The following is a 24,876-nucleotide window of genomic DNA, read 5'->3' as shown; positions in this document are numbered from 1 at the left end:
AGATAGGAGATTACAACCTTGGATAAAAAATGGTGGAAAGAAAGCGTAGTGTATCAAATTTACCCCCGCAGCTTTAAAGACAGTAACGGGGATGGTATTGGTGATCTGCAAGGGATTATTTCGAAACTTGATTATTTAAACCAGCTTGGTGTCGACGTGGTGTGGCTGTGCCCAGTGTACCAGTCGCCTAATGACGATAACGGTTATGATATCAGTAATTATCAAAGTATCATGGATGATTTCGGAACGCTCTCCGATTGGGAGGAACTGCTTGCTGGTCTTCACAGCCGTGGCATGAAGCTGATTATGGACCTTGTGGTCAACCATTCCTCAGATGAGCATGCTTGGTTCGTAGAGTCCCGCAAATCGCAGGATAATCCTTATCGTGATTATTATATCTGGCGTCCGGGTAAAGACGGACAGCCGCCGAACGACTGGGGCTCCTTCTTCAGTGGATCAGCTTGGGAATACGATGAGAAATCGGAGGAATATTACCTCCATCTATTCTCCCGTAAACAACCCGATCTAAATTGGGACAATCCAAAGCTCCGCAAGGAAATCTACGATATGATGACCTGGTGGCTAGATAAAGGAATTGACGGATTCCGCATGGACGTGATCAACCTGATCTCCAAAGTACCGGAATTGCCTAGCGTTTCTGGGGAAAGTAACGGAGAACAGCCTACGTACCACTTCGGTGGAGACTATTTCGTTAACGGTCCACGCGTACATGAGTATATGCAGGAAATGAACCGTGAGGTGCTATCCAAGTACGATATCATGACAGTGGGCGAAGCTGTTAATGTTACTCCAGAAGAAGCTTCACTGTATGTTTCCGAGGATCGTAACGAGCTGAACATGGTATTCCATTTCGAGCTCATGGACGTCGATTCCGGTCCTGGAGGTAAATGGAATGTACAGCCTTGGAAGCTGGCGGACATTAAGTCCATTATTTCCAAGTGGCAAGTCGCACTCGGCGGTAAGGGTTGGAACAGCTTGTATATGAACAACCATGATCAGCCGCGTATGCTATCCCGCTTTGGTGATGATAAGCTGTTCCCGAAAGAGTCTGGCAAAATGCTAGCAACACTGCTTCATACGCTCCAAGGTACACCTTACATCTATCAAGGTGAAGAAATCGGCATGACAAATGTACAATTTGCTTCCATCGATGACTACAAGGATATTGAAATTGTAAATATGTATAAGGAATACTTGGCTGCCGGACACTCGGAAGAAAAAATCATGAATTCCATTTACATCAAAGGTCGGGACAATGGCCGTACGCCGATGCAATGGAACTCGGAACCGCAGGCAGGCTTCACTACCGGCAATCCGTGGTTGGCTGTGAACCCTAACTACAAAGATATCAACGTAGAGAAGGCACTGGCTGATCCCGATTCTATTTTCCACTACTATAAGAAGCTAATTGAACTGCGTAAGCAGCATGAGATTATCGTATACGGAAACTATACAATCTTGGCCGAGGAGAATGAGCAGGTATACGCTTATCTACGTACTCTTGGAGAAGAACAGCTACTGGTTGTATTGAATTTCTTCGGAGAGCCTACGACTTTCGAACTTCCTTCTACTGTGAAATTCCAAGCGAAGGAATTGCTTATTGCCAACTACGAAGTAAATCCAGAAGAAGAACTAAACACAATTCAGCTTCGTCCTTATGAAGCTCGTGTATATAAGCTTAAATAATAAAATCCATCCGATCTGTCAGCAAAGGTCAATGGTAGAACTATAAAAAGGAGCCCTTCGGCTCCTTTTTGTTTTATATGCTTGTAAAAACTTTAAAATTCACTTTATGTAGCTTAATCCTCAGAGTTAATAATTCCATAATGAATAAGGTCATCATATTTATTTTCTTTATAGATATGTTGCATGAATATGCCTTCCTCCACCATTCCACATTTTTGCATTACCTTCCCAGAGCCGGGATTTGAAGCAAAGTGTCTTGCAAATATTTTATGATAATGCTTTTCTGAAAAAGCAAACGCAATGATCGCTTTTGTTGCTTCAGTCGCGTATCCTTTACCCCAATATTCCTCACCGATCCAATATCCAACTTCACCATTTCTGTGTGATTGCTTATTTGTCAGTCCTATAGCTCCATAAAGCTCGTTTGTACTTTTATCAGTAATCGCAAACTCATAATACATATTATTGATAAAATTCTCTTCATGAGCTTCAATCCATGATATTGCACATTCGATAGTGTACGGATAAGGTAGAGTCAACGTACTTTTGTAGATATTATAATTATTACAGAGTTCAGAGACACGTTTTGCATCAGATAATTCAAAGGGTCTCAGTATCAATCTTTCGGTCGTAATTGTTCTTTTCTCTTGATTAAACATTGTTTTACCTCCGCTCAAGAATCTCCTGCACAATTGGCATCGTCAAACCCATATTCTCCGCTTCGATTACTATCGCTGTTAGTCCCTTCTCTGTGCGTGTCTCATGCCACTCGCCCTTGTCCCAATATACAGCAGAGCTAGCGCTAACTGAAATTTCCGCTTCTTCCCCTGCTCTGACCCAGCCTTCTCCGCTAACAACCAGAAACAGCTGTGGAATCGGAGCCTGATGCCAGCCAATAAGTCCATTCACGCCCAAGTGCATACAACCTACTTGCGGAGAAACCGCCTCTGTCAGTATTCTCGACATATAAAGCTGCTGGCTTCCGAAAGCATCAATAGATTTACCAGCTTCTTTGGCAAAGCTATATACTATCATCTTACATTGTTCCTCCTACCGACACTGGATTTACCTGTACCTGATCTGCATGCAATTTTTCAATAATCGCCAATAGGAAGGTTTCGGCTAGACTATTCTTTTTAATAGCAATGGCGGCCTCTTCCAAAGTAAACCATTCTGCATGATCTACCTCAGCACTCACCTGACTTAAGTCCTCCGTATCTGCAACACCTATAAAATTCAGCATCAGCGTATTAGAAGGTGCGAAATACAAGCTGCGCATATATTCATAAGCTACAATATCAATTCCTACCTCTTCTTTTACCTCACGAATAAGTGTGGTTTCCGCATCTTCACCTTTATTCACGTACCCTGCAAGCAATATATAATCTGGTCGGTTATACTGCTGAATCAATAGAATCTTATTCATATCCCGATTTAATACTGACGTACTGATCGCCGTGCTAAAAATAGGGAATCTGAACGTTTCGCATGCATTACAATAAGGTACCTGCCCTTCCCCATCGCTTTCTTTCATTACTAACGCTGTTCCACACTCTAGACAATATTTCAAGCTGATCTCTTCCTTCTATAATAAAGTAGTCAATACCTATTCCAGTTGCGGTGGAACACGATGCTGCGTAGCTTGTTCAAACCCATAGGCTATGGATAGGAGCGTAGGCTCACTATAGGCTTTTCCGGAAAAAACTACACCAAAGGGACCCCGAGTAGGATCACCATCAGCATCAATAATGCCCTGTTCTACATACCCTGCCGGAACGGTAATTAACGGATACCCTAAGCGTGCCGCAATATACATACCATCTACATCACCTGGCAGTAATAGCGCATCCAAACTATATTGTTCCAACACGTAATCTATTCCTTGCTCGAGCGCTAGCTTTCTGTATTCTTGTTTCTTTTGCTGATATTCTTCTTCTGTTAAAGTTACTTCCTCTGACCTAGTTAATGTGTCTTGCCCATATTGTAATGCGATTTCAGCATGGAGCTCATTATACGCTATCAGTTCTTGCAAAGAGTGAATCGGAACGGAATCATCTACCCCAGATAAATACGCGTTGAGCCCCTTTTTAAATTCATAACAGATTACATCATTATTCCAGTTTTGTTGTTCAACGTAAAGCGTAACCGGATCTATAATCGTAGCCCCTTCATTCTTCAAAGTCTGGATAGCTGCTTCCATAATTGAAAGTCGCTCTGCATCTAAATGGTTATAATAATGCCGTGGGACACCTATTCTTGCTTGCCGTATAAAGCTTTTATCTAGAAATGGAGTATAGTCCGTAAAAGCATGCTTCTCGCTCGATAATGTTGCTTCATCCTTGTCATCCACTCCCGTTAATGCCCCCAAAATAATCGCCGCATCCATAACCGTTTTAGCAATAGGTCCAGGAGTGTCTTGGCTAACTGAAATAGGAATCACTCCAGTACGACTGACTAATCCGACCGTTGGTTTGATCCCGACGAGAGCATGCTGACAGGCTGGCCCAACAATTGATCCCGCGGTTTCCGTTCCGATCGATGCTGCTGCCAAATTCGCCGCAATAGCTGCTGCAGGTCCAGAACTAGATCCGCTGACAAATACGCTCCCAGGTCCATAAGGATTCAGCACTAGCCCTCCCCGGGAACTATACCCAGCTGGCATTGAACTAGACATGAAGTTAGACCACTCCGACATATTCGCCTTTCCAAGCAAAACAGCTCCTGCCGACCGAAGTTTCGCAGCTACGAAGGAATCTTTTGCCGCGAATGATCCTGCTAAAGCTATTGACCCAGCACTCGTATGCATTTTATCCGCGGTATCTATATTATCCTTCAACAATATAGGAATACCGTGTAGACTTCCCCGACTTCCTTGTTCCCTACGTTCAATATCCAGTGCTCTAGCGATGTCTTTAGCCTCTGGATTGATTTCTAAGATTGCGTTTATGTCTATATCGTACTTATGAATCCGTTCCAAATAGGCTGCTACCAAATCTTCTGAGCTGACTACGCCTGCTTCCATAGCCGCTTGCAGCTTTGCAATATCCGCTTCTATTATCCATTCCTGAATTTTGATCTTCATCAGAACAGCTCCTTCAAGTATAATCGCCTTCGGCGTCCTTATAAGGACGGTAAGCGTTTAGCGAGAAATATAAGGATAAAATATAGTGTGAAACGTATACTTTCTTATATTTCAAAATAATGTAATTCTCCCTAGCATAAACCTACCATAAATGATTAGCTCAAGGACATGACGAATTTGACTATAATTATTTAAACCTGTGATTTGACTCCCTCGGCTACAGATGATAGGGTATTTTCGAAGTTAAATTTTTCCGGGAGGGAATGCCCATGACGGAAGTAAAGCTTAGTATCGGATACGACGAATTCGAAGAAGGCCAAAGAATTGGCACTGAAATTGAGAAACTTAGTAGCAGCCCTGAAAGTTCTTCGCTGACAAGTCTAATTATCGGTGATTGGGGGCAAGCCTACGAAAATAGTTCAGAAGAAGTTGTAGAGTCACTGGTTACGCATAGTGCTAGTTTCCCTGCTTTGCGCAAGCTTTTCATAGGCGAGATGGGCTATGAGGAATGCGAGATTTCTTGGATTACCCAAAGTGATCTATCGCCGTTGCTCCCTGCTTTTCCAGAGCTACAGTCACTCACGATTCAAGGTGGGAATGAGCTGAGCCTCTCAGAACTCAAACACGACAAGCTAGAAGAACTGATTATTATAAGTGGAGGCTTAGGTAAAGCCGTTCTTGAACAGATTGCAACTAGCCAATTGCCGAATTTGCGCAAGCTGGAGCTATATCTCGGCGTAGATAACTACGGATTTGACGGCAGCCTAGCAGATCTTCTCCCTCTTATAGAAGTAGGAAAGTTCCCTAAGCTTACTTATCTAGGTTTAAAAAATAGCCAGATCCAAGATGAGATCGCAAGTGCATTAGCAAATGCTCCTATTCTGGATCAGCTAGATACGCTCGATCTATCACTCGGTACCCTAAGCGATGAGGGGGCAGAATTGCTTCTAGCCAGCGACAGAATCAAAAAATTAAAAGCATTAAACCTAAGCCATCATTATATGTCTGACGAGATGATTACCCGCTGGAAACAAAGTGGATTGCCTGTTGATGTTAGCGACAAGCAGGAAAGCGATGATGAGGAAGACTGGCGTTATCCTTCCATCACAGAGTGAGCCTCTCATGAGGCCGATGATCGTTATCGGTATTCCCGGTGATAAACGGACTAGCGGCATCCAGCAAGCGCGTTCCGATCTTGGAATGCCCCCTGCCATTATTTTATCGTACGCTGAGTTTCTACAAGGAAGATCGTTAGGCGATCTTATGGAAGAGCAGAAGAAACAGATACCCCGTCAGTCCTCCGTTTATAACGGAGTAGATCTCAGTGCAGCTCCCCCGCTACTGAGACTGGAATCGCCTGGCAGCAGCTTCGAGATAGAACGAGCCATTATCGCTCTGGGTGCACCGGATTCGGATGATATGGACGATTCCCTTCATCCCTTCGCCGATAGGCCTGATCCGCGACCACTCCGCGTGAAGGTAGCCCGACAATTGAAGGAAATACAAGGTGTCCTGCATCATCCATCACAATGGTTCCGTGGCTACTGCCGAATGCTGGCTAGACTACAGCGAGAGGCCAACACCGCGTGTCCAGGTTCGCTGTGGTTAAATGACCCTACTGACATTGCGGCCATGACCGATAAACGCCAGACACAACAGATTCTGAGCGAGGCAGGGATTCCAATCCCTCGCCCAGTAGGCGAAGATCAGCAGCCTACGGATTACGACTCTCTCCGGGAGATGATGTTATCCCGGCGCATGCACCGGGTATTCATTAAGCTAGCCTTTGGTTCTGCCGCTTCTGGAGTGATCGCCTATCAAATCCATCCTGTGACGGGGGCCGAAATTGCCTTAACAACAGTGGGGGTCGAGGATTACATCACTCGACCACCCATTTACTATAATTCCGGTAAACTGCGACGGTACACGGATACCGCCACAATCTCGGGAATTATGAACTGGATCTACCAGCACGGTGCTTATGCTGAGCAATGGATCCCTAAAGCGGGGCTTAAGGGTAAAGCATTCGATATTCGCCAGCTAGTCGTTCTCCGCGAGGCCTGCCACGCGGTTGCTCGGGTCAGCCCTACACCAATTACGAATCTGCATTTACGCAACCAGCGGATGTCTCTTTCGGAAGCCGGTCTGTCTGAATCCGTACAGGAGCAGGTGCGGAATACCGCTGTGCAAGCACTGGCTGCTTTTCCCCGTTCCGGGGTAGCCGGAATCGATGTACTCGTCTCCGGGGGTTCACAGCAATGTTTTGTCGCGGATGTCAATCCATTTGGCGACTTGCTGTACGATGTAAAATACCGCGGCTGCAGCACCTACGAATGGGAAATGAAGGTATTGTCGGCTAGAGACTATATCACACCTCCCTCCACACCGCTTATAAAGGAAGGATTATCTTAATGGATATGAACACCATCGTCGGCACTCATGACATTCTTATGATCACACTCGATACTCTTCGTTATGATGCTGCTGTTATGGAAGAATCAAACTGCCCGAACTTGTGCGGAACCGGATCATGGGAGAAAAGACATACCCCAGGCAGCTTTACCTATGCGGCTCATCACGCCTTCTTCGGCGGTTTTTTGCCTACTCCAGCCACAACGGATAAGACGGAACATATCCGAATGTTCCATTCTCGAAACACCGGAATGAAGACGCATCCCCATACCTGGCTGTTCGATACACCCGATATCGTATCCGGGCTTGCTGCCGAGGGCTACCGTACGGTTTGTATTGGGGGCGTTATTTTTTTCACCAAAAAAAATCCACTCGCTCGTGTGTTACCAAGCTATTTCCAGCAAAGCTACTGGCGGATGACGTTCGGGGTCACCAATCCGCGTTCCACAGAGCATCAGGTGAATCATGCCTTGAAGCTGTTGAAGGATACTCCGGGCGAACAAAGATTGTTCATGTTCCTCAATGTCTCAGCCATTCACGGGCCAAACCATTATTTTATACCCGGTGCTAAAAAGGACTCCGTAGACAGCCAGCGCGCTGCACTCCGCTATGTGGATGGTGAACTGGGCCGATTATTCGATGCCTTCCGGGAACGCGGTAATCCTACCTTCTGTCTGGCGTTTTCTGATCATGGAACCGCTTTTGGCGAAGATGGCTATCAGGGGCATCGCTTGGCTCACGAGACCGTATGGAACGTCCCTTATCGGGAATTTATTTTATAAAAGGAAAGGATGGAGAACTGTTATGACGTTATCGTCCTTCTCTTTAGAAGAGCTTCACGGGTGGAAAGACAATATTACTGCTAACCCTTACCGATCTTATCTGTATTCCTATCCACACAAAACAGCTTACAGGGATTTGCAGCCTCCGATGCCGCTAGAAACCTTATGGCGAGATGAACCTGCAGAATCCTTTTTTCTATATATGCATATCCCGTTTTGCGGTGCTCGCTGTGGATTCTGCAACCTGTTCACCTTGCCTGATAAACGCGCGAATGTTCACGCTACATACGTAGACGCGCTAGAACGCCAAGCCAAGCAGTGGGCAGCGTTCACCAAACATAAGCCGTATGCCCGTTTCGCGATTGGTGGTGGAACACCTACATTATTGGCGGCAAATCAACTGCGTCGTTTGTTCCACATTGCCGTTGATACGATGGGACTGGATACGAGCTCAGCCTCCATCTCAGTGGAAACTTCACCGGAGACGATCACCGAAGAGAAGCTGAATATTCTAAAAGAATATACGGTGGATCGGGTCAGTATGGGCATTCAAAGCTTTGTCGCAGCTGAATCGGCGGCCATCTATCGCCCGCAGAATCCGGATGAGGTGTATCGCGCATTGGAGCTGCTGGGAAAATATGATTTTCCCATTCTAAATTTGGATCTGATCTATGGTCTTCCAGGGCAGACCGTCGACTCTTGGCTGTATTCGCTAAATCAGACGCTTAGCTATGATCCTGAGGAAATCTTTATTTATCCGCTCTATACCCGTGAGCATACCATCGTAAAGCCTGATGATATCCAGCGTCAGGAGGATATTCGCCTAGACTGCTACAAGGCCGCTGAGCAGCTGCTTAAAGCCAGAGGTTATCGCCAATATTCCATGCGTCGTTTCGCCAAGGAAACCGCAGGAACAGATAAACGCATTCTTGACTACAGCTGTCAGGAAGAAGGAATGGTCGGGCTAGGCTGCGGGGCTAGGTCCTATACCCGCAATGTGCATTACGCTTCCCGTTATGGGGTGAGCCGTAAAGCAACCGAGAGCATTATTGCCGATTACGTCAGTGCAGATCGTTACGATACTGCAGATTACGGAATTGTGCTAAGTCTGGAAGAACAGAAGCGCCGCTTTATTCTAAAGGCGATTTTACATAGTGAAGGTCTGAGGCTTGGAGATTATAGTCTGCGCTTCGGAAATTCACTCTGGAGTGATTATCCTGAACTGTCTAACCTGCTTCATACCGGCTTAGGGAAAGAAGAAGATGGAGTTTTACGCCTCACTACTGAAGGCATGGGCTACTCCGATTCCATCGGTGATTGGTTTATTTCAGGGGAGATACGAGAGCAGATGGAAAGGTTCGTATTACCATGAATGCGGTCCTCTACTACCGTGGGTCTCTCACCTCCTGCAACTATGACTGCCCCTACTGTCCTTTCGGCAAAACAAGAGACAGCGCAGCCACTCTCGCGAAGGATCGACAAGGACTGGAGACCTTTGTCGAGTGGGCCTCTCTGCAAGGTACAGCGGGCCATCGGTTGTCTATCTTTTTCAATCCCTATGGCGAAGGGCTGATTCATCGCTGGTACAAAGAAGCGATGATCTCGCTCTCCAATATGGAGCATGTGGAGAAGGTAGCGATTCAGACGAACCTTTCAGCAAATCTTGACTTCATTCATAAGCTGAATCGAAACAAGGCTGCCTTTTGGGCTACTTACCACCCCGGACAGGTGAGCGAGGATAAGTTTCTAACGCAATGCATGACTTTGTATGAGAATAATGTGCCTTTCAGTGTAGGGAGCGTTGGGATCCGCAGCGCCTTTCCTGCTATAGCCTCGCTTCGCGCAGCATTACCGGAGAGTGTATATCTATGGGTCAATGCTTATAAAGATAAACCGGATTACTATACTGCCGAGGATCTTTCCATTCTTAGCAAAATTGATCCGCATTTTGCTGTGAATGCTATGGATTACGAGAGCCTTGGTCAAACCTGCAATGCTGGAAATGAAGTCTTTTATGTACAAGGCGCCGGACTGGTGAAACGCTGCTATAAGGACAGAGGTGTCATTGGCAATCTCTACCGCGATGGCTTGGAAGGCCTATCCGCTGTAAGAGCCTGCCGAATGAAGGTATGCGACTGTTATATCGGTTATATTCATATGCCAGAGCTGAAGCTGCAAAACATCTATGGATCAGGTCTGCTGGAACGGATTCCTTATGGCGCTATGAATCATTGAGGCGAGAATTTGCAGTAAGATTAACTGCATGTTAAATTTCAAGAAATAGAGCCCTGTCAGTATTTCTAGACAGGGTTTCTTGTCTTCATGTGGAATATGAAAAGTAGCCCTCGTCTACAGGGCGACAGCAAACACTAAGTTGGAGGGATGAATAGCTGATGAAAAACATTATTAATTTTGCGCATCGCGGCGCATCGGCAGTGTGTCCGGAAAATACTATGGCAGCGTTCCGCAAAGGTCTTGAGTTAGGTGCAACCGGGATTGAAACCGATGTACAAATGACAAAGGATGGCGGGCTTGTTCTTATTCATGATGAAACCCTAAACCGTACGACAAGCGGAATTGGCTATGTGAAGGATAAAACCCTTGCAGAAATTCTGGAAGTGGACGCGGGCTCTTGGTTCAGTCCCGAGTTCAAAGGCGAGAAACTCCCCTTGCTAGAAGATTTGTTAGATCTGCTGCAAGGTCGAGATACAGTACTGAACATCGAGTTTAAAAATGGTACTTTCTTTTACCCGGGTATGGAGGAAAAGGTTATCGCGGCTGTACGGGAGTTCAAGATGAGCGATCGCGTGATTTTTTCGAGCTTCAACCATTATTCACTAGCTCACAGTAAAACGATCGCACCTGAGATCAAGACAGGAATTCTATACGGGGAAGGTCTGTATCGTCCTTGGGATTATGCAGCTACGCTTGGCGCAAACGCACTACATGCTTATCATCAAGCAGTGCTTCCTGAATTCGTCGAAGAAGCCGCTAAGCATGGCATCGCTTATCATCCTTGGACTGTTAATGATCCAGAGCGGATGAAGGCTTTAATCGAAGCTGGAGTGTCAGGTATTATTACAGATCATCCAGATGTGCTGGCTGGGCTTCTAGCTAAATAATAAGGGAGTGTGACTGTGTGAAAAAAGTCTGGTTGCTCGGATTCGGCTTTTTCAGCATCAGCATTACGTGGAGTCTGTATAACGCATTTGTACCCTTTTTTCTAGAAAAATACGTACATAGTGTGGCACTTATCAGCTTCTTGATGACGATTGATAATTACTTTGCCTTATTCCTGCAGCCTTGGATTGGCAACCGTAGTGACCGCACTACCTCGCGTTTTGGACGCAGAATGCCTTATCTTATGATCGGTATGCCTTTCGCTGCCGTGCTAACCATGCTGATTCCGTTTCATACCGGACTATTTACACTTCTGTTGTTTATGATGCTAATGAATCTGGCCATGAGCTTATACCGTTCACCAACCGTCGCCCTTATGCCGGACATTACGCCAGAAGAGCAGCGTACAAAGGCCAACGGGCTGATTAATTTCATGGGTGGGTTCGGTTCTATTCTCGCTTTTGGCGTAGGTTCGATCCTGTATAAATCCAATCCAGCACTTCCGTTTATCGTAGCTGGACTGATTACCTTATTATGTATGTTTATCGTATCACGCTTCATTAAAGAAAATCGGGACGGCGTAAACGTGCAAATGAAGCTTCCTTCAGAAGCAGCTACTGCCACCAAGCCCTCTCGTATTTCCTTTCGAAGTCAGCTTGACCGTACCACAATATTTTTGCTAGCGGCGATTTTCTTCTGGTTCGTAGCATATCAAGGCGTTGAGACACTGTTTACCTTATATGGTAAACATCATCTCGGCCTAAGCGAACAGGCGGCCTCCTTCTCGCTCACTTTCTTCTCTTTGGCCTTTGTGCTGTTCGCCATTCCGAGCGGTTGGCTGGGCGGAAGATTCGGGAAGAAAAAAATGATCATCATCGGCGTATGCGGACTAATGACCATTTTTGCTCTCGTCGGTTTTGCAAAGGACTTATTGCTCCTTCGAGGGTTACTGTTGCTAGGTGGAGTCTTCTGGGCTTGTATTAATATCAATTCCTATCCTTATGTTGTGGCAACAGGGACAGAAGAGAGCATTGGTACACGAACAGGGATGTATTATCTCGTCTCTTCCCTTGCGGCCATCAGTTCGCCTCCACTATTGGGACTTATGATTGATATCTTTGATTACTCGATCCTGTTCTACGTGGCGGCGATTAGTATGGCAGTTGCTCTTGTCTGCTTGTTCCTCATGAAAGGCCGCAAGGATGTGACTAACAGCATTCATTCGCCTGGCGCATAATTTCATTTCAAAGGGAATAGTTAGTCCAATAAAAATAGCGGCAGTCGTGGACCTATTGTAAAGGTCAATGGCTGCCGCTTGTATTTTATACCAACTCATTCTAATTCTTATAAACGGAGTAACGCCCCGTACCAAGCTGTTTGGCAGCGTACATCGCTGTATCTGCTTCATTTAGCAGCCTAAAATGATCCACCTTACCATGACTTATGCTGATCCCTATACTCATGGATACGAACAAGTTATGCTCGCCAAGCTGGTAACTCTTAGTCGTCTTCTCCAGAATCCGCACAGCAAGCTGCTCCGCTTCCTTCTGAGTGCTACCTTTGGCGACAATCACAAATTCATCCCCGCCGACGCGGAAAATATGACGTTTTCTTTTGCTGGAGAATTGAATTAGATTTTTACCCACTTCTTGCAGCAGTAAGTCCCCCACATGATGCCCCAAGCTGTCATTGATCGATTTGAAACGATTCAGATCCAGAAACAAAACAGCAAGCTGCTCATTTACTTTGCATCGATCCCAAAAATGATCCATTCCATTCTTATTCAATAACCCCGTTAAAGCATCCTTATACGCCAGTTCTTTCAATTGCTCTCTTTCAGCCAATACTAGATTCATGCGTGTAAGTAAAAACATGCATAGGGCTATCGTAAGACTATAGACCACCAGCGGTATAATAACCCCATCATCGTCCACTTCATTTCCCAGTAAGGTTTCTACACCTAGCTGGTGCATGATCCATAGGGAGGCGACGATAATGATCACGGAAAGACCGGTATGAATCGCTCTTTTTTGAGGCGTTTTAGATGAAATATCCCGGTAAAGTCTTAGCACTAAATAACCGGCCGCTGCTGCGATGAGAATGGAGAATAACGTTTGTAAGTAAATCTGGACCTCTGCCACCTTAAATTCGCACATCCTTCTGACTACAAAAATGATTAACTATCTGAGCAATTACTATATTAAAATGCTCTGAACATTATCTGAACACTAATTATATCTTCAAATGCCGTGCACAATTGTATAGTTCGCAATTCCATGTCGAATCGGATTTAATAATCCGGGTGATAGATGTATTACTCAGCAAAACAGTTACATTCAGTTCTGGAAAAAGTCTTCTAAGGCTACTCCGTAAAATCGCACCATGGCTAACGACCAATATACGACTGCCCGGATGTTTCTCCGCGATATCTTCGATGGCCTGACTGCCTCTGATCTCACTGGCCTCCGGACTTTCCAGTCCCAAATCTAGCTTCTTCCACTCACTTCCCCATCGTTCAACGCGATCTTGTTCCGTAGTACCTTCAATCTGCCCTGCGTTCATCTCACGGATCCCTGGTACTAAACCGGCGATCTCCATGCCAAGCCTTGTTGCAATTACCTCTGCTGTTTGTCGCGCTCTAAGCAGATCACTCGAATATAAATAGTCCCATTGTTCAGTGCTGAGCCGTTCAGCAAGAAGAACCGCCTGCTGCACACCCTCAGCATCCAATGGATTATCCGTATGCCCTTGCGCTCTGCCTTCTTTATTCCACGCGGTACTTCCATGGCGAATTAAACCTATTGTAGTCATAAAGATCTCCCTTTAGTTGTTGAGTTCTAGTACTATTCTTTTAATGGTATCTACATTCTATCAGAATCTTTCCATGGATATTTGAAAAATGAGGTTATCCATGTTTTAGAACTTGAGGTATAATAAACCTTACCGCTTTTTACATCAGCTACAGGATAAGGAGATTTTGGTTAATATGAAAAAGTTATTGTTTCCGTTCTTTCTCGCATTTCTACTATGTTTGGTTCCGGTTTATACAGTTTGTTCCTCCACTGCTGGTGCTGCTCCGGTTCCGAAAAACACCGTGTATGTGACCAAGAATAATCACTCGTACATCCCGCTGCGTCTCTTAAATAATTTCACTGGTATACATGCTGAAATGAATGCTAGTGACAAACGTATAACCATTACGAACGCAGACACTAAGATTACACTTACTGTAGGACAAGCAGCTGCGCTAGTCAACGACAAGCCAGTCACACTAACCGATTCCGCTTTTAGTGATAACGGTACGGTATATATCCCTTTGTCCTTTATCAGCAAAACGCTGGGCTTTCAATTAGAGTGGAATCAGGAAGCCTCTTCTGTAACCCTTACTAATAACGGGATTTCATCAACGGTACCTGTACTGACTGGCGCACTTATCAAAGCAGATTCTTCCCCCGTTGTCAGTGCTAGTAAAACTTTCAAGGTGGGCGGCAGATCCTTCAAAGCCCAAACGGTTACGGTATCCCTACTGCATCCTAAAGTGAAGCTCGACGTTGTACTAGCAGGAAATACGGTGGGAAAAGTGGAAGACCTGAGCAGTCTAGCCAAGCGCAATAATGCCGTAGTGGCTATTAATGGTACGTTCTTTGATGCCTATACTAAAGGGGCCTACAAAGCTCCTTACGGTTACATGGTCAGTGGTGGAAAAATGCTCAAAAACAGCTCTGGAGATCGCCGCACGATTTTCACCTATGACAGCAATCACCTGGCCTCACTTATTCCCGGACTAGAGTTTACGAACCATTTCGCTTCCGGATCTATGGAAGGGGCTCTCCAAGCCGGACCACGTCTGCTTGTGAATGGTAAGGTATCTCTTAATGTTGCGGCAGAAGGCTTCAAAGATGCCAAAATCTTAACAGGCGGCGGAGCCCGCAGCGCACTCGGCCTCACTCGCGACCACAAGCTAATTCTGCTAACTACTGGTGGAGCTACTATCCCACAGCTCGCAGAAATGATGAAGCAGGCTGGAGCGTATCAAGCCATGAATCTGGATGGCGGCGCATCAAGCGGATTATACTACAATGGCAAATATCTCACGACCCCTGGGCGTCAGATTAGCAACGCGATTGTGGTTAAATATCAATAGAATGATCTAGCCAGCGGCACGAACGAGCGTTGTGCTAGGTTCGGCTTCTACTTCTAAGAATACTTTTTTTGATGCATCTATTGCAGTTTGTGCAATAGATGCATTCTTTTTTATAGGAAAATAGGATTCTGTTGTACTTTGTACATTAGAATTCGACCCATTTGTAATAATAAGACGTTTTGGTAACCAATTGGTTGCAGAATGTGCAATAGAATCAAATTCCAATGTCTTTTTGATAGAATCTATTGTACAAAGTGCAACTATTCCTCATATTATTTTTCGGCAGCTAGACGTCCTTTTTGCATAATTTTCCTAGTCCGTGTTACTGTATAACCGTGTGAACCATTGCATTCTTATATTTGATCAAAGGAGCACAACTGTGGAGACTATTCTAATCATAGAGGACGATGCTAAGCTCGCAAGCCTACTAAGCACGTATCTATCTAAATATGAATTTCGTACGGTGATAGTAGAGGATTTCAACAGGGTACTGGAGATTTTTAATGACAACCATCCTGACCTTGTTCTGCTGGACGTTAACCTGCCTAAATACGACGGGTTTTATTGGTGTCGCCAGATTCGCACTACCTCACTCTGCCCTATTCTTTTCATATCCGCTCGGGATAGTGGAATGGATCAGGTGATGGCGCTAGAAAATGGCGGGGATGATTACATCACCAAGCCTTTTCATTATGAAGTCGTACTTGCCAAAATCCGCAGCCATTTACGCAGAGCTTACGGCTCTTACTCACAAATTCAAGAGGAACGGACGCTCCAAGCCGGAGAACTAATTCTTTATCCTGAGCGGTATGTGATTCAATATGGCGGACATACTAGCGAGCTGACACAGAAAGAAGCGGTTCTACTGGAAGCCTTATTGCTAAAAGAAGGACGAGTTGTTAACCGAGAGCGTCTGCTAGATCTCATGTGGAAGGATCAGCATTTTATAGACGATAATACTTTAAATGTGTACATAACCCGTGTCCGCAAAAAGCTCAAGGATCTCGGTCTTGGCGATATTGTGGAAACCGTAAGAGGCGCTGGCTATCGGCTTATTGTCACTAAGGATATGCCATGAAGCTATTTTGGAGAGACCAGATTTCGCTAATCCTTTTCTATCTGTTTCAAATGCTACTTATTCCTTTGCTATATTGGCTGTCTGGAGAGAACAGACCGATCTCTATCATGCTCTATGGAATCGCTCTGAGCACCGTAGTTCTTTTACTATTTTTAGGCTACCGATATGTTCAGCACCGGAGATTGTATGCAGCATTAAGTGATCCTATGGACATGCTCCAAAAGCATCTCGTATCCTTAGGGGACACTCCACTTGCCGAAGCGATCCATGAGTTATTACAGCTTATTGACCGCCAGTATCAGGAGCAGGTAAATGGGCATGTCCGCCAAATGGATCAGCATATCGTATTCATGAACCGCTGGGTTCATCAGATGAAAACTCCACTCTCTGTAATTCAGCTCACGTTAAAGGATCTTGAAGAGGAAGCCGCTACAAGTATTCAGGAGGAATTAGAACGTCTACGCGGTGGGCTGGAGATGGTTATTTATACGGCAAGGCTTGACCGATTTGAAGATGATTTTCAAGTTGAACCGTTACTTCTACGCAAAACAGTTAGTGAAGCGGTAGCCGAGAATCGCAGACTCTTCATACGCCGAGGCATAAAAGTAGATGTACAGGTGGATGCCAATCTCGCTGTATATAGTGATGCCAAATGGTTGATGTTTATGCTGACCCAAATCTTAACCAATGCCGTAAATTATACCTCCACCTCCGGTACCGCTAAAACTGTTACCCTCTCAGCTCAGCGTGCAGGCACCGACACGATTCTGGATATTACCGACCAAGGCATCGGCATTTCTCCTGAGGATTTGAAGCGGGTTTTTAATCCCTACTTTACGGGTGATCGTGGACGACATTATCATGAATCGACAGGTATGGGACTGTACCTCGTTCGGGAGATTTGCAGCAGGCTCGAACATAAAGTGGTTATTCAGTCCCGGCTCGGAGAAGGAACCCGCGTGCGACTAATATTCAGCAACAGTGATCATCTACAGAAATAAGCCCAGAGGGTACTTCTAGTCATACTTATGGCTATGTAGTCCCTTTTTTTTGCAAATACCCCACTCTTGTTAGGATACGAACATAACCTTAACCACGTTGTAAGATAACGTTAAGGTAAATCCATAGCAGCTTATCACTCGATCTTATAAATTATATACATAAACCGTCCCCGCTTCGTGAGGGATGAAATCACTTTTGTAACGGAAGGAATGTATGATATGAATGTATTAGAGGTCAAAGGACTTCATAAGGTATACCCCGGCAAAATAGCGACCCAAGCCCTCACCGATATCCATCTTAATATTGAAAAAGGTGAATTTGTAGGCATCATGGGCCCCTCCGGTAGCGGCAAGACAACACTGCTTAACATGGTTTCCACGATCGACAAGCCCTCCTCTGGCGAGGTGAATATCAATGGCAGCAACCCATATCTTTTGAATAAAAAAGAGCTCGCCCATTTTCGCCGCAAACAACTAGGCTTTGTGTTTCAGGACTTTAACCTGCTTGAGACATTAACCGTTGCTGAGAATATTGTGCTGCCCCTAACTCTGGATAACCGTAGACTCTCGCAGATGGAGATCTTGCTTCAAAGCGTCGCAGAACGCTTAAACATTACCGATATTCTTAGTAAACGCACCTATGAAATATCCGGCGGACAACGGCAGCGAACAGCTATTGCCCGTGCGATTATTACTTCGCCTTCGATTATATTGGCCGATGAGCCTACAGGTGCGCTTGACTCCAACTCTTCACGGACGGTAATGGAATCGCTGGAGAATATTAACCACATAGAGGGCACGACGCTAATGCTTGTAACGCATGATCCACTGGCAGCGAGCTACTGTAATCGAATCGTCTTTATAAAAGATGGCAAACTGGCGGCGGAAATTCACCGGGGAGATAACCGTCAGGCCTTCTTCCAAAAAATTATCGATACACTTTCATTCTGGGGAGGGAATAGTCATGAACTTTCCTCAATTCGCGTTTAACAATGTGCGGCGCAATTCACGGGCTTATTTTGCCTTTTTCTTAAGCAGTGCTTTTATGGTCATGATCTTTTTCTCTTATTCAGTCTTTATTTACCACCCTAGTATTACGAACATCGCGCTGGGTGCCAATTCAGCCTCCGGCATGCAAATTGCTTCTTATATCGTGTTTATCTTTGCGTTCTTTTTCGTTCTATACTCGATTAGTGCGTTTCTGAAAATGCGTAATCTGGAGTTCGGCATACTGATGATTTTAGGCGCACGCCCCGGCCAGATCAACAAGCTGATTCTTATAGAAAATATGCTGATCGGGATGCTCTCTATAGTAACAGGTACGTCTTTTGGCATGCTTTTATCCAAGCTGTTCTTACTGCTAAGCACGACAATTATGGGCATGGAGCCACTGCCATTTTATTGGCCAATGAAGGCGTTAATAATTACTTCTATCTCTTTCATTTCATTATTTCTGGTCATTTCCATCTTCACATTATTGTTCATTCGCAGGCATCAAGTCCTTGAACTGCTTAAGGGAAATGTTAAGCCTAAAAAAGAGCCTCGTGTCTCCTTCTTGTTCTCGCTTTTCGGATTTCTACTGTTGACCATCGGCGCTCTCGCTATACGGAAGCAATTGTCTCCCAGTTCACTCCTAGTCGCTGCTGTTACAGGTATTGCGGGAACCTATTTTTTCTACTCTCAGCTGTCCGTACTAGGAATACGATTGCTTAAGCTAAGCAGAAAACGGCTTTGGCGTGGAACCAATCTGCTGTGGATTTCCGAGATGAGCTACAAGATCAAAGACAATGCAAGAATGTTATTTCTTGTTACGGTAGTTACCTCGATTGCTTGTATGGCTTCAGGATTTCTTTTGTCCATCAATCAAGCGAACACGGAGCACTATAAAAAAACCTCCTTCGCAATGAATTATTCAAATTATAATCCAAAGGGAGAGATGCCTGATTTAGGACACATCCATAATAAATTACAGAATGCCAAAGTCGAGTATACAGAGAATAAAGTTGATCTAATTTCCGCTTCCATTCAAGGAATCGATAAAAAAACCATACTTAACATTGATATCATTTCACGGTCAGAGTTCAATCAATTGGCTCCTCAAATGAATGTGCCCGAAGTGGGACCCTTATCTGAGAAAGAAGCTGTATTACTGCTGAGCCCTCATATCCAGACACAGAATTATGCTGCTAATCAAACGGTTCTTTTGAAAAATCAGAAAGATGAAGAGCTGCTGCTAAAAGAACTGCGAACTCCCAAGATACATCCAATGGACCCCATGGCAAGCTCACTCTTAATCGTAGATGACGGCTTCTATGAGAAGTTTTCTTCAGCAGGGAAATACACCAGGCCATATGTGAGATACCTATATAAAATCCCAGCATGGGACGGCCCTACTCCTGAGGATAACTCCCCTGAAGCTGTGATCACCAGAGAACTTATCCAGTGGAGTAAAGCATCCAACAGTGCTAACCATCAATACAACGCCTTACTTACAGCACGAGCAGACAGCTATTTATCAACCAAACAGGGAACAGCCATATTTAGTTTTATTGGCATTTTTATCGCGCTGATTTTCTCGCTTTCATCGGCCAGCTTTCTCTTTTTTAAGCTTCATACCGAGCTGAACACGGACAAACAAATGTACAATGCTTTATCCAAAATCGGTTTAAGTACAAAAGAAATGTCAGCTTCTGCTACCAAACAAATTTCTGTGCTCTTTTATATTCCGATTGTGATTGCCACCATTCAGACCCTTGTCGTGATTCGTCCCATACTGAAACAAATGAATATCACCGATGTAACTCTTCCCGTACTAATTACATCCGGTACATTCCTTGCTGTGCAGACCCTCTATTTCATTATTGCTCGATCTCGTTACATTCATAGTCTCAAAAAAATAATGGTATAAAAGACTTCTCTTCAGTTGGCGGAACAGTGACTCTCACGTTACACTTGTTATATTATTCAATAAACCTAGCAAGGAGGTTCCGAATTTATGTCCAAGGCTGATCATATGTTATCCATTCTTTGGATGCTCAAGCAGCGGGGAAGAACCGCCGGAGAACTAGCGGAAGCGTTAGAGATCAGTGTTCGGTCTGTGTACAGATACATCGATGCGTTATGCATCAGTGGTGTACCCGTTATTGCGGATAGCGGGCCTGGTGGCGGTTACAGCTTACCGGAGCATTTTATTGAGGCGCCATTATTCTTTGACTCCGAAGAGCAGCGGGCCCTTCTACAAGCTTCTTCTTTTGCCAGGGGCACCGGATATCCTTATGTTGAAGCTCTGGACCGAGCCCTATCCAAGCTAAAAAGATATAGCAATGCCCAGCAATTAGAACAAATGGAGCGCCATGAGAATGGCATTGAGACGATCCATTCTCCTTCCCCGTCGCTTAGCCATCTGATTCAAGAATTGGAATTGGGGGCAGCGAACGGATCCACCCTGCAAATGGAATATCGTAAGGGTAATGGAGAAACCAAATCATCCCGTGCCATTGATCCTTACGGACTTGTACTCTGGAAGGGCCAATGGTACACCGTAGCTTACTGCCACGAGCGACATGAAATTCGTAGTTTCAGGGTGGATAGAATCATTGAACTACATCGTACAGAAGCTGTGTTCACTCGTCCTGCTGACTTCTCTGCACGTGATTTTTTGTTAAAGAGCTTACTGCCTGCACGCAATACTGAAGAGAAACTAGTTACAGTAGTCATCGCATCCGACGAGGGAGTCTTGAATGATCTATGCAGCCATTGGTTGTTCGGACATACGCTGGTACAGCGCATGGAAGGACAAGCCCGCTTTCAAGTGGACGAAACTTCTTTACTGACTTATGCACCCTATTTCTTGTTGCCTTATGGAACCACATTACGCATCATTGAGCCTTCCTCACTAAGAGAAAGACTAGCCTCCATAGCCTCCAATTTAGCAGCTCATTATAAGACATAAATTACTTTAGGATCACTGACCGTAGTTGTCAGTGATCCTTTTGTATAGTGTAAATGAGTCTGAGGGAATAAATGAACCTATAAATCAAGGAGGAATAACGAATGAAGGAACTACACTATGAATTTTATATTGGCGGAACACCTGAGCAGGTATGGGAAACCTTAATCTCTCCGGAAGGTACGAAGCAGATTTATTACGGCAGCGTTATTCGTTCAACCTTCAAAGAAGGAGAATTACTGGAATACATCGGACCGGGTGCAGATGGAGATGAAACGCTGCATGTCTATGGGACTCTGCTGGAGTTTACCCCACAAAAAGCACTGCGTTTCACACATAAGGTCGGCCCCTCCTATCATAAAGGATATGAAAGATATGAATCGCGTATTTCTTGGCTGCTTGAACCAGTGGGCGGAACTACTAAGCTCACGCTTATCCATGATGAATGGCATCCTGAAGATCCTTCGTATGCAGGCAGCATCAGCGCTTGGTGGCAGGTTCTAAGTAATACCAAGACTTTAGTAGAGACTGGACGCACGCTTGATTTTGGAAGCTGGACATAACTTCACGACTAATAAAAACTTGGATTAGACTATTCCAATTAAAGACAAGCCTATAAGTAGACTCAACCTTAGCCCCTCGGCTGGAGAGCGCAAGCCTTCTTTCCGTTAGGGGCTTTTTTGCGCCTAAATTAATTTTGCCTTAGGGAAACATTCTTGTTGCAGGGACAAAGTTGTTCACATATACTAATATTGTGTCAGACCACAAGAAAAATTCCAATGCACAAAATAATAACCATAAAAATACAAATAATAATAAATGAAAGAAGGGGATCTAATGTCTGGAGCTAGTATTCCTTTATCAGAAGCGGCTAAAGGAAGCACACTGCGTATCAGCGGCATTGAAGTTCAGGGTGTGCTTAGAAGAAGATTACTGGATCTCGGGTTTGTAGTCGGTAATGCCGTTGAGGTGTTACGGCGTAGTCCCTTAGGAGATCCTATAGCTTTTCGGGTAAGCAACACGACCATTGCATTACGTAGAGAAGAAAGCTCTTTAATATTTGGAGAAGTCATCGGAGGTGTAGAAGCATGAGTCATTTCACAGTCGCTTTTGCAGGCAATCCTAACACTGGCAAAAGCACGCTTTTCAATCTGCTGACCGGCATGCGCCAGCATACAGGAAACTGGGCAGGTAAAACCGTCATTACTGCTGAAGGCGAGTTTAAGCATAAGGACCATACGTACCTCGCAGTAGATCTTCCTGGTACGTATTCGCTGTACTCGAATTCTGCTGATGAAGAAGCGGCTAGAGATTATATTATTTTTGAACAGCCCGATGTGACACTAGTTGTTCTTGACGCTACCTCGCTAGAACGAAATCTCAACCTTGCCTTACAAGTGCTGGAGATTACCGGGCGGGCTGTAGTCTGCATCAACCTCATCGATGAAGCCCGTAAACTCGGTATCGACATCAATCTAAAACGTATTTCCAAACGTCTCGGCGTGCCTGTTGTAGCGATATCGGCTCGCAATAAAATCGGTATTGAGGCGTTATTGGATCAGGTGGAGCGAGTGGCTACAGGCGCATTCACTGCACAGCCACTGCGTATTACGTACAACGAGGAGATTGAACGAGGAATTGCAGAGCTTACACCGCTGGTAGAACAAACCATTGGCAGCAAATACCCGGCCCGCTGGATTGCATTGCGCCTGTTAGATGGTGATGACAGCCTTCTTACCTCACTTAAAGAGAATATGAAGAATAAAGAATTACCTGAAGCAAAGGAGGTCATCGGTCATGGAGTCACCGCATATCACTAAGGGATTAGATCCTCTAGATTCCTTGCTGTCCACCGCGAAAAAGCTCGCTGACGGCGGAGCGATACGGGATGAGATTGTCAGTGGTATCTATGGCGTATCCGCAGGCATCTGCGGGGATGCAGTCACCTATAGGGATAAGAAGAAGCTGAACAGCACTTATAAGCTAGATAATATCGTAACTTCAAAAATATGGGGATTCCCCATTATGCTCGCCATCCTCGGTATCGTGTTCTGGATTACGATTGCCGGCGCCAACTATCCTTCAAGCTGGCTTGCTTCCTTCTTCGGCTTCATCGAAGGCTATCTCACTGCCGGATTTGAGGCGATCCATGCCCCCGCTTGGCTACACGGTGTACTTGTTCTGGGATTATATCGAGGAACCTCTTGGGTCATCAGCGTCATGCTGCCACCAATGATGATATTTTTTCCAGTGTTTGCGCTGCTTGAGAATTTCGGATATCTGCCGAGGGTTGCTTTTAACATGGATCGGTTGTTCAAAAAATCAGGTGGTCACGGCAAGCAAGCTTTGACCATGTCTATGGGTTTCGGCTGTAATGCCGCCGCGATCCTCTCCACACGAATCATCGAATCGCCGCGTGAACGGATGCTCGCGATTTTGACCAACAATTTCGTTCCATGTAACGGCCGCTGGCCGACATTGATTCTATTATCTTCCTTATTCATGGCAGGAGCGGCTACGACAGGCGCACTCCGTACCCTCACCACCGCCTCCGTACTTATGGGGATGGTGCTGATCGGCATCATCGTTACTCTGACGGTTTCCTGGGTCATGTCCAAAACTGCGCTACGCGGTGTTCCAACGCATTATACACTAGAGCTCCCGCCCTATCGTCGTCCACAAATTTGGAAAACCATACTTATTTCCTCTAAAGATAAGTCCCTTAACGTACTTACTCGTGCCATCGTCGTTGCTGCCCCTGCCGGTATTATCACTTGGATTCTTGGCAACCTGTTTGTTGGTGGAGATTCTGTTCTGAATCATATGGCTGCATTCTTCGATCCTTTTGCACACATGCTCGGCATGGATGGCTTTATCATCATGGCCTTTATTCTAGGACTTCCTGCGAATGAAATCGTACTGCCCATTCTGCTTATGGGCTATATGTCCTCAGGTGCTATGGTCGATATCGATAGCTTGGGCAGCATCAAAGATGTCTTTTTATCACATGGCTGGACTTGGCTGACCGCACTTAACATGATGTTGTTCTCCCTGCTCCACTATCCTTGCGGCACTACACTCGTGAACATCTACAAGGAAACGAAAAGTATGAAGTGGGCTGTACTCTCAGCTGTCATCCCACTCGGCATCGCCATTGGAGTAACCTTTGCTGTCGCTCAGCTTGCTCGGTTGTTTGGCTGGGTGTGACGTAAGCCTGTAGCATGAATTCATCTTACAGCAGCGAACTTTAACTGATTTCAACTTACATTAGCTAAATTTACTTTGTCTCACCTTACAACATCTAATGTTCACCGTATTTCACAAAATTCTGCTCTCCTTGAACTCATAATTAAGGAAATTCTCCCCCAAATTCGAACTTTATAAGCGCAAATTAAACTTTTTGCGGAAATTCTCCCTAATAATTAGTCGATTATAGGAAAAATAGGGCATTTCCGCAGAATTTCAGGGAGGAATTCCCCAATTATCGATCATATAGAGTAAAATACGATTAAATCAGGGAGATTTTCCCTAATTATCGATAATATCGAGTAAACCACGACAATTTTAAGAAGGATTTCACTTACTTCGAGTTTTGATGACC

General features: G+C 45.0%; 24 protein-coding genes. 18 read left to right on the top strand and 6 right to left on the bottom strand.

The genetic code is table 11. The features are described from left to right. Positions 1–18 precede the first annotated feature (18 nt). Positions 19–1,707 carry a glycoside hydrolase family 13 protein gene (locus H70737_RS05435; protein WP_042185427.1) on the top strand — a complete coding sequence of 563 codons (1,689 nt, stop codon included), beginning with the start codon at positions 19–21 and terminating at the stop codon, positions 1,705–1,707. Between the two features lie 113 nt (positions 1,708–1,820). On the opposite strand, the gene H70737_RS05430 is transcribed toward H70737_RS05435, so the two are convergent. The 4 genes from H70737_RS05430 to H70737_RS05415 are packed head-to-tail and all read right to left on the bottom strand — an operon-like array spanning position 1,821 to position 4,789. Continuing rightward, positions 1,821–2,366: a GNAT family N-acetyltransferase gene (locus H70737_RS05430; protein ID WP_042185425.1), complete on the bottom strand. Its 546-nt coding sequence runs from the start codon at positions 2,364–2,366 to the stop codon at positions 1,821–1,823. A gap of 4 nt (positions 2,367–2,370) precedes the next feature. Then, entirely contained in the window at positions 2,371–2,742 is a 372-nt protein-coding gene (locus H70737_RS05425; RefSeq protein ID WP_042185423.1) for a cupin domain-containing protein, read from the bottom strand. A 1-nt stretch (position 2,743) separates the two neighbouring features. Next, the gene (locus tag H70737_RS05420; RefSeq protein WP_042185421.1) at positions 2,744–3,277 is read right to left on the bottom strand and encodes an NAD(+) diphosphatase; all 534 of its coding nucleotides are present in this window, start codon (positions 3,275–3,277) and stop codon (positions 2,744–2,746) included. A 36-nt stretch (positions 3,278–3,313) separates the two neighbouring features. Further along, a complete protein-coding gene (locus H70737_RS05415; RefSeq protein ID WP_042185419.1) occupies positions 3,314–4,789 on the bottom strand; it encodes an amidase family protein in 1,476 nt (491 codons plus the stop codon). 269 nt (positions 4,790–5,058) lie between these two features. Here H70737_RS05415 and H70737_RS05410 point away from each other — a divergent pair, with 269 nt between their 5' ends. The 7 genes from H70737_RS05410 to H70737_RS05380 all read left to right on the top strand — a co-directional run bounded on the left by H70737_RS05410 (position 5,059) and on the right by H70737_RS05380 (position 12,340). Then, entirely contained in the window at positions 5,059–5,904 is an 846-nt protein-coding gene (locus tag H70737_RS05410; protein ID WP_042185417.1) for an STM4015 family protein, read from the top strand. Beyond that, positions 5,864–7,201 (top strand): STM4014 family protein, encoded by a 1,338-nt coding sequence (locus H70737_RS05405; RefSeq protein WP_231573389.1) that lies wholly within the window; start codon positions 5,864–5,866, stop codon positions 7,199–7,201. The genes H70737_RS05410 and H70737_RS05405 overlap by 41 nt, the downstream gene beginning before the upstream one ends. Further along, on the top strand, positions 7,201–7,983 hold the full coding sequence (locus H70737_RS05400; protein ID WP_042185413.1) for an STM4013/SEN3800 family hydrolase: 783 nt from the start codon (positions 7,201–7,203) through the stop codon (positions 7,981–7,983). Before H70737_RS05405 ends, H70737_RS05400 begins: the two co-directional genes overlap by 1 nt. 22 nt (positions 7,984–8,005) lie before the next feature. Next, complete coding sequence (locus tag H70737_RS05395; RefSeq protein ID WP_042185410.1) at positions 8,006–9,355, top strand: STM4012 family radical SAM protein; 1,350 nt, start codon at positions 8,006–8,008, stop codon at positions 9,353–9,355. Then, positions 9,352–10,218 (top strand): STM4011 family radical SAM protein, encoded by an 867-nt coding sequence (locus H70737_RS05390; protein ID WP_042185408.1) that lies wholly within the window; start codon positions 9,352–9,354, stop codon positions 10,216–10,218. The genes H70737_RS05395 and H70737_RS05390 overlap by 4 nt, the downstream gene beginning before the upstream one ends. Positions 10,219–10,376: 158 nt before the next feature. Beyond that, on the top strand, positions 10,377–11,105 hold the full coding sequence (locus H70737_RS05385) for a glycerophosphodiester phosphodiesterase (RefSeq protein ID WP_042185406.1): 729 nt from the start codon (positions 10,377–10,379) through the stop codon (positions 11,103–11,105). Between the two features lie 17 nt (positions 11,106–11,122). Continuing rightward, complete coding sequence (locus tag H70737_RS05380) at positions 11,123–12,340, top strand: SLC45 family MFS transporter (RefSeq protein ID WP_042185405.1); 1,218 nt, start codon at positions 11,123–11,125, stop codon at positions 12,338–12,340. A 100-nt stretch (positions 12,341–12,440) separates the two neighbouring features. Here the strand turns inward: H70737_RS05380 and H70737_RS05375 are convergent, their stop codons facing one another. Together H70737_RS05375 and H70737_RS05370 are read right to left on the bottom strand one after the other, a co-directional pair. After that, positions 12,441–13,259, bottom strand: coding sequence for a GGDEF domain-containing protein (locus H70737_RS05375; RefSeq protein WP_081951045.1), 819 nt, complete (start codon positions 13,257–13,259; stop codon positions 12,441–12,443). 76 nt (positions 13,260–13,335) lie between these two features. Then, positions 13,336–13,914 carry a histidine phosphatase family protein gene (locus H70737_RS05370; protein ID WP_042185403.1) on the bottom strand — a complete coding sequence of 193 codons (579 nt, stop codon included), beginning with the start codon at positions 13,912–13,914 and terminating at the stop codon, positions 13,336–13,338. Between the two features lie 175 nt (positions 13,915–14,089). Between H70737_RS05370 and H70737_RS05365 the strand changes: the two genes are divergently transcribed. The 10 genes from H70737_RS05365 (at position 14,090) to H70737_RS05320 (ending at position 24,482) form a co-directional block, all read left to right on the top strand. Continuing rightward, positions 14,090–15,247 (top strand): phosphodiester glycosidase family protein, encoded by a 1,158-nt coding sequence (locus tag H70737_RS05365; protein WP_042185401.1) that lies wholly within the window; start codon positions 14,090–14,092, stop codon positions 15,245–15,247. 379 nt (positions 15,248–15,626) lie between these two features. Continuing rightward, a complete protein-coding gene (locus H70737_RS05360) occupies positions 15,627–16,325 on the top strand; it encodes a response regulator transcription factor (RefSeq protein ID WP_042185399.1) in 699 nt (232 codons plus the stop codon). Next, entirely contained in the window at positions 16,322–17,326 is a 1,005-nt protein-coding gene (locus tag H70737_RS05355) for a sensor histidine kinase (RefSeq protein WP_042185397.1), read from the top strand. Before H70737_RS05360 ends, H70737_RS05355 begins: the two co-directional genes overlap by 4 nt. 219 nt (positions 17,327–17,545) lie before the next feature. Beyond that, entirely contained in the window at positions 17,546–18,316 is a 771-nt protein-coding gene (locus tag H70737_RS05350; RefSeq protein WP_042185395.1) for an ABC transporter ATP-binding protein, read from the top strand. After that, on the top strand, positions 18,291–20,234 hold the full coding sequence (locus H70737_RS05345; RefSeq protein WP_042185393.1) for an FtsX-like permease family protein: 1,944 nt from the start codon (positions 18,291–18,293) through the stop codon (positions 20,232–20,234). The genes H70737_RS05350 and H70737_RS05345 overlap by 26 nt, the downstream gene beginning before the upstream one ends. 87 nt (positions 20,235–20,321) lie before the next feature. After that, positions 20,322–21,278: a helix-turn-helix transcriptional regulator gene (locus H70737_RS05340; RefSeq protein ID WP_042185391.1), complete on the top strand. Its 957-nt coding sequence runs from the start codon at positions 20,322–20,324 to the stop codon at positions 21,276–21,278. 101 nt (positions 21,279–21,379) lie between these two features. Continuing rightward, entirely contained in the window at positions 21,380–21,838 is a 459-nt protein-coding gene (locus H70737_RS05335) for an SRPBCC domain-containing protein (RefSeq protein WP_042185389.1), read from the top strand. Between the two features lie 274 nt (positions 21,839–22,112). Then, positions 22,113–22,367, top strand: a complete 255-nt coding sequence (locus H70737_RS05330) for a FeoA family protein (protein ID WP_042185387.1) — start codon at positions 22,113–22,115, stop codon at positions 22,365–22,367. Further along, on the top strand, positions 22,364–23,095 hold the full coding sequence (locus tag H70737_RS05325) for a FeoB small GTPase domain-containing protein (RefSeq protein ID WP_042185385.1): 732 nt from the start codon (positions 22,364–22,366) through the stop codon (positions 23,093–23,095). The genes H70737_RS05330 and H70737_RS05325 overlap by 4 nt, the downstream gene beginning before the upstream one ends. After that, the gene (locus H70737_RS05320; protein ID WP_042185383.1) at positions 23,073–24,482 is read left to right on the top strand and encodes a nucleoside recognition domain-containing protein; all 1,410 of its coding nucleotides are present in this window, start codon (positions 23,073–23,075) and stop codon (positions 24,480–24,482) included. The genes H70737_RS05325 and H70737_RS05320 overlap by 23 nt, the downstream gene beginning before the upstream one ends. Positions 24,483–24,876: the final 394 nt, after the last annotated feature.

This window comes from Paenibacillus sp. FSL H7-0737 (assembly GCF_000758545.1).
Classification (GTDB): domain Bacteria; phylum Bacillota; class Bacilli; order Paenibacillales; family Paenibacillaceae; genus Paenibacillus_AQ.
Note: the sequence above shows the minus strand (reverse complement) of the source record. Positions and strands in the feature narration are given on the sequence as shown.